Annotated in this window: 3 protein-coding genes and 1 pseudogene; 3 read left to right on the plus strand and 1 reads right to left on the minus strand. The window is 49.5% G+C overall.

What is annotated here, in order from left to right:
• Positions 1 to 149: 149 nt before the first annotated feature.
• Positions 150 to 1,082 (minus strand): hypothetical protein, encoded by a 933-nt coding sequence (locus A6049_RS31825; RefSeq protein ID WP_063568407.1) that lies wholly within the window; start codon positions 1,080 to 1,082, stop codon positions 150 to 152.
• 435 nt (positions 1,083 to 1,517) lie between these two features.
• Between A6049_RS31825 and A6049_RS31830 the strand changes: the two genes are divergently transcribed.
• The 3 genes and pseudogenes from A6049_RS31830 to A6049_RS31840 form a co-directional block, all read left to right on the plus strand.
• Complete coding sequence (locus A6049_RS31830; RefSeq protein ID WP_063568408.1) at positions 1,518 to 3,311, plus strand: vWA domain-containing protein; 1,794 nt, start codon at positions 1,518 to 1,520, stop codon at positions 3,309 to 3,311.
• Positions 3,312 to 3,549: 238 nt separating this feature from the next.
• On the plus strand, positions 3,550 to 6,939 hold the full coding sequence (locus A6049_RS31835) for a tubulin-like doman-containing protein (protein WP_063568409.1): 3,390 nt from the start codon (positions 3,550 to 3,552) through the stop codon (positions 6,937 to 6,939).
• Position 6,940: 1 nt separating this feature from the next.
• Positions 6,941 to 7,439: pseudogene (locus A6049_RS31840) on the plus strand (hypothetical protein); the annotation flags it as partial.

Raw genomic sequence — 7,439 nt, forward strand, 5'->3', positions numbered from 1 at the left:
GGTGTTTTTTCGTAGAAGCTTATATGATAAAAACTATACAATGTCACGCGTGAATCCAGTATGCATGCAGGGGTAAACGAATTTTGGTTCGTCTATATACAGGGATTGAGTTTGCACTAATTTACATTTCGAGTCCATATACATCAGCTCTATACACGAATATCTGCGTACGAATCCCGATATTTCTCGTTATACACCCGACCAACCGACTCCGCCAGACCACCTCGTGCCTTACCAGGATAGAGCTCCAGAGTTCGATAGAGCCGCATAAACCGATCTTTGGGCATAAAGCGCGCGTAGCGGGTAATAAGACTTGGGAACAACTCAATATATTTACTCTTGCGTACAGCAGCGGCGGCTACAGCCGTCAGAATCTGAATCCCGTTGTGCAGTTGCAAAATATTCACTTCGTACGTGGCGATATACCGGATCGCATCTTCACGGACCAATTCGGGCTTCAGCCGTGCGATTTCACCGATATATTCAGCAAGCAGCCGCTCGAAGCTGTGCAGCAGCAGCGGTTTGAGCTGCAGGTCCATATCACTTCGCAGCACGAAGGATTGCAGCAGCGCAACCTGCTGCAGACGAATCCGGTCGTTATAGACGAGTGAACCGATCTCCCTGAGCATTTCATAGGCTAGCGCTTCATCCTGCTTGCGTGCTTCTGCGACAAGAGCCCAATTCCGGTTAATGCCTTGGCGAATCGCTTCCTCATCCTGACGCAGCATGCGTTTAAGTTCACGCTGCTGTTCCACTTGGAAGGATCGCTTTTGCATGAAGATCAATCCAGCCAGAAGCAGCAGGGAGACACTGGCCGCCGCCATCGTTTGGTCTATGGTTTCACCAAAATAGGTGGCTGCTGCACCAAGGATTACCGTGATAAACAAGTCGCGTGCAATCCGACGTTTGACGCGGGAAGAGGCGCGTTCTTCCACTGTGGCAAGGGTGCCGCGTCCACAGGCAGTACAGTGATCCTCCCACAGGCAGGTATACTGGCCACACCGCTTGCAGACACGCAACTTTTGAAATGCATGCGTTGTTCTTATAAAAGGTTTGATGGATACAACTTGTTTATTGCTCATGCTCAATCACGCTCGCCATTCAGAATAGTGTAGAGGGTTCGATCGGCATCTTCCCTTGAAACGGGTTTGCGCCGATGAAGCAGGAACGCAATCACCTTTATAATGACAAAAAGAAACAATATGGCGAGGCATCCGTATGTAACCATAATCCGTTCCTTTCTAGGCATAATTAAAATATGCGTAGTTATAATGTTTACTGATCAAGCGTCGTTATATTGCAGTTTGCTGGCAATAACTATATCATATTTCCATAGTTGGAACTTTTGTGCCAGCTACTGACATGAATTCGTCGATTTTTGTCAGTCATTACAAAACTGTAACTGAAGATAGGGGTGCTTTTCAGAATTTATTAGTAGACTGTTAAGATTTCCTTAAGGCTTGACGCCTATAATAAACTATTCCCATTTTAATCTCAAACGTGAAGGAGTACACCCAATGCTGCGGACAAGCAAAATACGCTGGCTCAGCGGAACTCTGGTTCTGCTGGCATTTCTAACGCTGCTGCTACCTCAGGCGTTGCTGCCACATGCTGCAGCGGCTCAGGCACAGACAAGCGGAATCGATGCGGTACTTGTAGCCGATGTAAGTAATTCAATGAATACAAGTGACCGTGACAAGATCAGCAATGAAGCCATGAAAATGTTTATTGATATGCTGCCGGTCCAGGGGGACAAGGTAGGGATTGTCGCTTACACCGATCAGGTGGAGCGGGAAAAGGCATTGCTGGAGATTCAGTCCGATGCGGACAAGAGCAGCCTGAAAGATTTTATTGATCAGCTCGGCCGAGGGCCATATACCGATATCTCTGTCGGAGTGGCTGAAGCGGTGAATGTGCTGAACCATGGGGCAGACGCATCTCACTCGCCAATGATCGTGCTGCTGGCTGATGGCAACAACGATTTTAACAAAACCAAAGGTCGCACCCAGTCTCAATCCGATGCGGATCTGGCAAAGGCCGTCAAAGAAGCACAGGATCAGGGGATTCCCGTCTATACGATTGGACTGAACGCAGACGGCAAACTGAACAAGGACGCACTTGCAGATCTGGCTCAGCAGACCGGAGGCAAGTCTTTTATCACAGATACACCGGATGATCTGCCACAGATTCTGAGTGAGATTTTCGCCGATCATGCCAAACTGAATGTCGTGAAGCTGCCCTCCATTACAGGAAACGGCAGTTATCAGGAAGTTACCGTGAACGTACCGAACGACAGTGTACTTGAAGCCAACATCTCGATCATGTCTTCAAAACAAGTCCAGATTGAATTGACCGATCCTTCGGGCAAGGCCGTAGATCTCAACTCTGACGCAGCCAAGCTCTCGACTTCGAAGAGTTATTCCTTGGTGAAGCTGCTCAAGCCTCAGGAAGGCGACTGGAAACTTCGGGTAAAAGGGGCTCCGAAAGACAGCATCGATATCAACCTGTTGTTCAACTATGATCTCCAGCTCGTTGTGGACCCAATTAAGACCAAGTCCTATACGAAGGGCGACAAAGTGAATCTGACCGCCAAGCTGGAGAACGGAGGACAGCCGCTGCAGGATAATGACCTGTACGCTGATATGAAGGCAACATTGGTCGTAAACGATCAGGATACAGGCAAAAGCACGGAGCAGCCGCTCGAAAACACGGGCTCCGGGTTCGCCGGAACGTTTGAAGTGCCGGACAACCATAACTACGAGCTTGTAATCCGTGCAGAAGAAGACAGCTTCTACCGGGAAAGTGCTCCAATTACGATCAATGCGGGCGGAGCAGCCGGTAGCGGAACTCAGCCAACGACACCTGCGGGCGAGCAGGACAAGCCGTTTCCATGGATGCCTGTTATTTTGGGCGTGATCGCCTTGATCGTGGTAGCTGTGGGTGTCTGGTTCCTGCTAGGCTGGCTGAAACGCAAAAACCGTGGATTTGTCGGACAGATGGTTGTCGAAATTCGCGATGAGAATACCGGGGACAAGTCGTACCCGCAATATAAAAAGCTGGCATCCTTCCGGGGCAGATTCCATCTGCACCAGCTGTTACAGCTGGACCCTGAATTGAAGGAAACTGAGAAGTATGTATTTACGCCCAGCAATGGGGATCGAATTATAATCCGTAACACCGCTGGCGGAACGTTGGAGAAATCCGGCCGTACCGTTGATGCAAGCTCAGGCGTTGAACTGAAGAACGGTGACCGACTGAGCATTCCGCTGCAACAGGCGGACAAAACGATTTTAATTGAGTATCTGGTGTAATTTGATTATTTGGTTTAAAAGGAATGCATTTTAATTTGGATATAATTGTTTACACGAGAACGGAGAGGACAGAGAAAACCTGAAGAAGCGAAGCGTTCGCCTTTATCCCCGGATTTTCACTTTGTAAAAGTGAATTGAAAAAATCTGGGGATAACAGCGATCGGAAGGTTACTCTGTCATCGGAGTGGCAAGTGTAATGAGTTTTAGCCCAACTGGTTTAAATAAGGGAGGACTTGGAATGAAACCGATTGTTAGAGAACATATTCAGCAACTGGATGTATCGCTTGGCGGAGGGATTGTCAGTGAGAAAATCAGAGTCGATACGATTGATAACCCGATTCTGATTATCGGTCTTGGAGGAACAGGTATTGATGCGCTGTTGCGCCTTAAATACCAGATTAACCGACGTTTCAAGCTGCCACAGGACCCGGTATCCAAGAAAAAAATGGATAAACCGTCCAACGTGGAGTTTCTTGCTTTTGAAACGAACGAACAGGATCGCGCCAAGAAGTATAAAGGCATCGGACTTGATCCAATTAATGAATTTGTATTGCTGTCCAATGCCGAGATTGGCGGACTGCTTCAGAACCGCAGCGTATTGGAGCCGTATATTACGGACTGGCTGTCTCCGGAGCTGAGCATCACCGATGGCATGAACGGCGCCGCAGGTGTGCGTCAGGCTGGACGCCTGCTGCTGTTCACGAAGATTAACCAGGTCGTGCAGGCGATCGACAAAAAGATCAAAACATTATCTGTAGGCACCAACAAAAAACTGATGGTGTTCCTGCTGACTGGTCTTTCCGGTGGTACGGGCAGTGGTTGCTTCCTTGATATCTCTTATATCGTGCGCGGAATTATCGAACGTGATCACGGCTCTGCCGGGATTGACCGCGTGAATACGCTTGGATATTTGTTCACCCCAGACGTGAACCTGTCCAACAAAAGCTTGAGTGAGCACACTCGTGAGTACATCCGCAAGAATGGATACGCTGCGCTCAAGGAATTGGATTATTGGATGAACGTGGATAGCCGGGGGGAGCGTTTCTCTCAGAAATATGGCAATATTCTGACCGTTAATTCACCGCTGCCGCCGTTCAACCTGTGTCATCTGATTTCTGCAACCAATACGGAAGGCAAACTGCTGGAGAATGCTTATGATTACTGCATGAACGTCACCGCCGAGAACATCACCAACTTTATGGCGAGTGAGGAAAAGCAATCCGGCGAGGAGTTTGCCATCCACGATTATATTAGCAACATTCGCACGAACATTGCTCAGATGAACAAAGCCTATCCGGCCAACTATGATTACAACATTATCGGTGCATCCTCAGCGGTACTGCCGATTGAAGAAATGACGACTTATCTGGCTTACCGCATGTTCGACAAAATGAACACCATGTTCTCCAAAGCGCCGAACCAGGAGGATACCGAGAAGTTTGCCCGCAAGCTGGGCATTGATCTCGAAAGTGTGGTCAAGTCCTTTGAAGCCCGTGTGCCGGAGCCGCTGCCAGGTTACCAGAACAGTGAGCGTCTGTCCTATGGCAATGTGGTGAAATCACAGGTCGTGAACATGGACACCGAACTGGAGCAGAACTTCCTGGCTCGTGCCCGTGAGGAATATATCAAGGCGAAGAAGCAGCTGCCGGGAGAGATTGCGGGTCAGTTCACCGAACAGATCCGGCGTATGTTTTTGCATCCTGAACAGGGTCCGTTCTATGTCTCCCGTCTGATCTACACGGAAAAAGGCTTCTGTGTACTGAAGATGATTCAGTCGTACATTGAAACCCTGCGTGAGAATGCCTTCCGCATTCCGCGTGACATTGAGGCCGCTCAGGAGCAGTCCGAAGAGAAGCTGGGCGATGCGAAGAGTGCTTTCGTCTCCAAAGAGAAGAAGAAGAATGCTTATATTGAAGCAAAAATTCATGAGTACTGGCTGCATGCCGATGTGGAACGCAATGATCAGATGATTGAGTTCTACGAAGACCTGTACGAATTGCTGAACCAGGAGAACAGCCGCATTTATAACGTATTTACTGAAACGCTGAACGCACTCAGCTCGATCTTCTCCAAAAACGGGGATATCCTGACACGCGGCGAAGAACAGTCTGATCACAAAGGCAACAAAACGTATTACTGGAACGTTGTAAGTGTGCCGGATATCGTCAGTGTGGTGGATGGACTGCTGGACAAGCGTGATACGGATGATCTGATCCGTGACTTCTCGCGTGAATTGCTGGAGAACTCCAGCCAGTGGGTGAAAGAAAACGAGATCGATATCGTCAGCTCCATCTCTGATTTCCTGACTGAGAAGTTCGGCGATCTGATTACCCGCTCGATGGAGGACTTCCTGGTTATCAAATATGGACAGGACGAGTCTGTCGAGAAATTCGTGGAACGTTTCATTGCAGGCAAACTGGATGATGAGGCGGTTCCGGTGTTCAATCTGAGCAACAGCACAGGCAGTCTGCATTTCCCATCCTGGGGATTCGTATCGGTACCAGCACAGGCGCCGGGCATTCTGAGAGGGATTCGCAATTATCAGAACAATGCGGTGGGCAAATCCCATTTTACCGTTAAGGAAAGTGAAGTGCGCAACCGGATCTTCTGGCTGAACACTCGCAACGGGGTACCACTGTTTGTGTATACACCGCTCAAAGTATATGAGGAAAGTTATGAACGTACCATTTTGGACAAAGAAGGTATCGGACGCCATCTGGTGCAAACCGAAAAGAATAACTGGACCTATCTGCCGTCGCCAATTCCAGAAAAATCATGGGGAGATGTGTACGAGAACGCCCGGGTCAAGCAGTACAATGCCCGTGTACGTACCGAATTCGAGCAGGCGCTCGGATACAACATTGTGACAGCCAAATCCATTGATGAGAATACAAGCAACCGCTATGCAATTGTGACAACGGAACCGTTTGACTTGTCTGCTAAGCTGGGTGCCTACGACATGCGCCTCACGTCCACCACGCCGAACCTGGGTGAAGTGAAGCGGGCAGTTATTGAATTGAAACGCCTGCAATCCGAAGGATTGCCACGGGTGTCGGTGAAGGACATTTTCGGAAGTATTAATGAAGATATGGCCAAAGAAAACCTGGTGCGTTCCCCGCAGCTGATCGCACGGGTACGTGAAGAACTGGCGAAGATGAACGCTATCTCAGCCAAAGTCGCCGAGCTGGAAGGCATTCTCGCCCAGCATCAGGACGAGGAGCAGTGGTATGACCGCTTCATCGAAGCACTATACACCGATACCATCGTGAAGAAAGGCGCGCTGTACGTCTATGACCGTGATCCGGAAGAAGACGCGTGGGAGCCGTTTGCGAACCTGATGAAGAGCCGTAACTTTGCCGAATATGAAGTGTTTGGCAACTTCCGTGGACTCGCGGAGAAGGATCGCAGCACATTGCTGCGCAAAGCGTCCCGCCGTGATAACGACCTGACCGCTTCTGAAGATATCACGCCACTGCTTACGAAGTTGGATGATCTGGCTGCATTGTTCATGGAATCCCGTGATCGTCTGGAATACGAGCGAGTAGAACTGGCGAACGGGGAAGACATCTACCAGTTCTACAGAACGATGTCATCGAAACTGAATGACATTCGCAGAAGGCTGAAGTAAGATGGCGGCCGGGATGGAGTTCAGCTCGAACAATGCTCTGAAGCGCAATCTGGAGAAGTATGCAGCACAGTATGCAACAGAGCAGGAGCGTCAAGGCAGCCTGGGTGATGGTCGAAGCAGCATCCATTACCCAGCGTTGTTCTTGTTCGTGGGTGACCAGGTCGCTCCGGCAGTGTCTGCTGTCCAGGAAATCAACCGGCTGAAGTGGGATAACGGAGAAGGCGTAGTCTATGTACAGATTGGAACGGAAAATCAGGAGCATGCCCGACATCGTGACCATGACACCGCGCAAACGAAGCATGACCATTACAGCGATGGTGCTCATTCAGGATATGCGCGTGTTAACGGCGGGAGTGATGCAAGGAATGGCAGCACTTCTGATGATGGTCAGGTGACCCGTCACGTGCTTCCCTTGTCCACCATACAGACGGATCGACCTTCCAAAACGCTTCGCAAGGATGTGCATCGCAGTTTCCACGATTCAGATCAGGCACTCTTTG

It is taken from the genome of Paenibacillus sp. O199 (assembly GCF_001636635.1).
In the GTDB taxonomy this organism is placed as follows: domain Bacteria; phylum Bacillota; class Bacilli; order Paenibacillales; family Paenibacillaceae; genus Paenibacillus; species Paenibacillus marchantiae.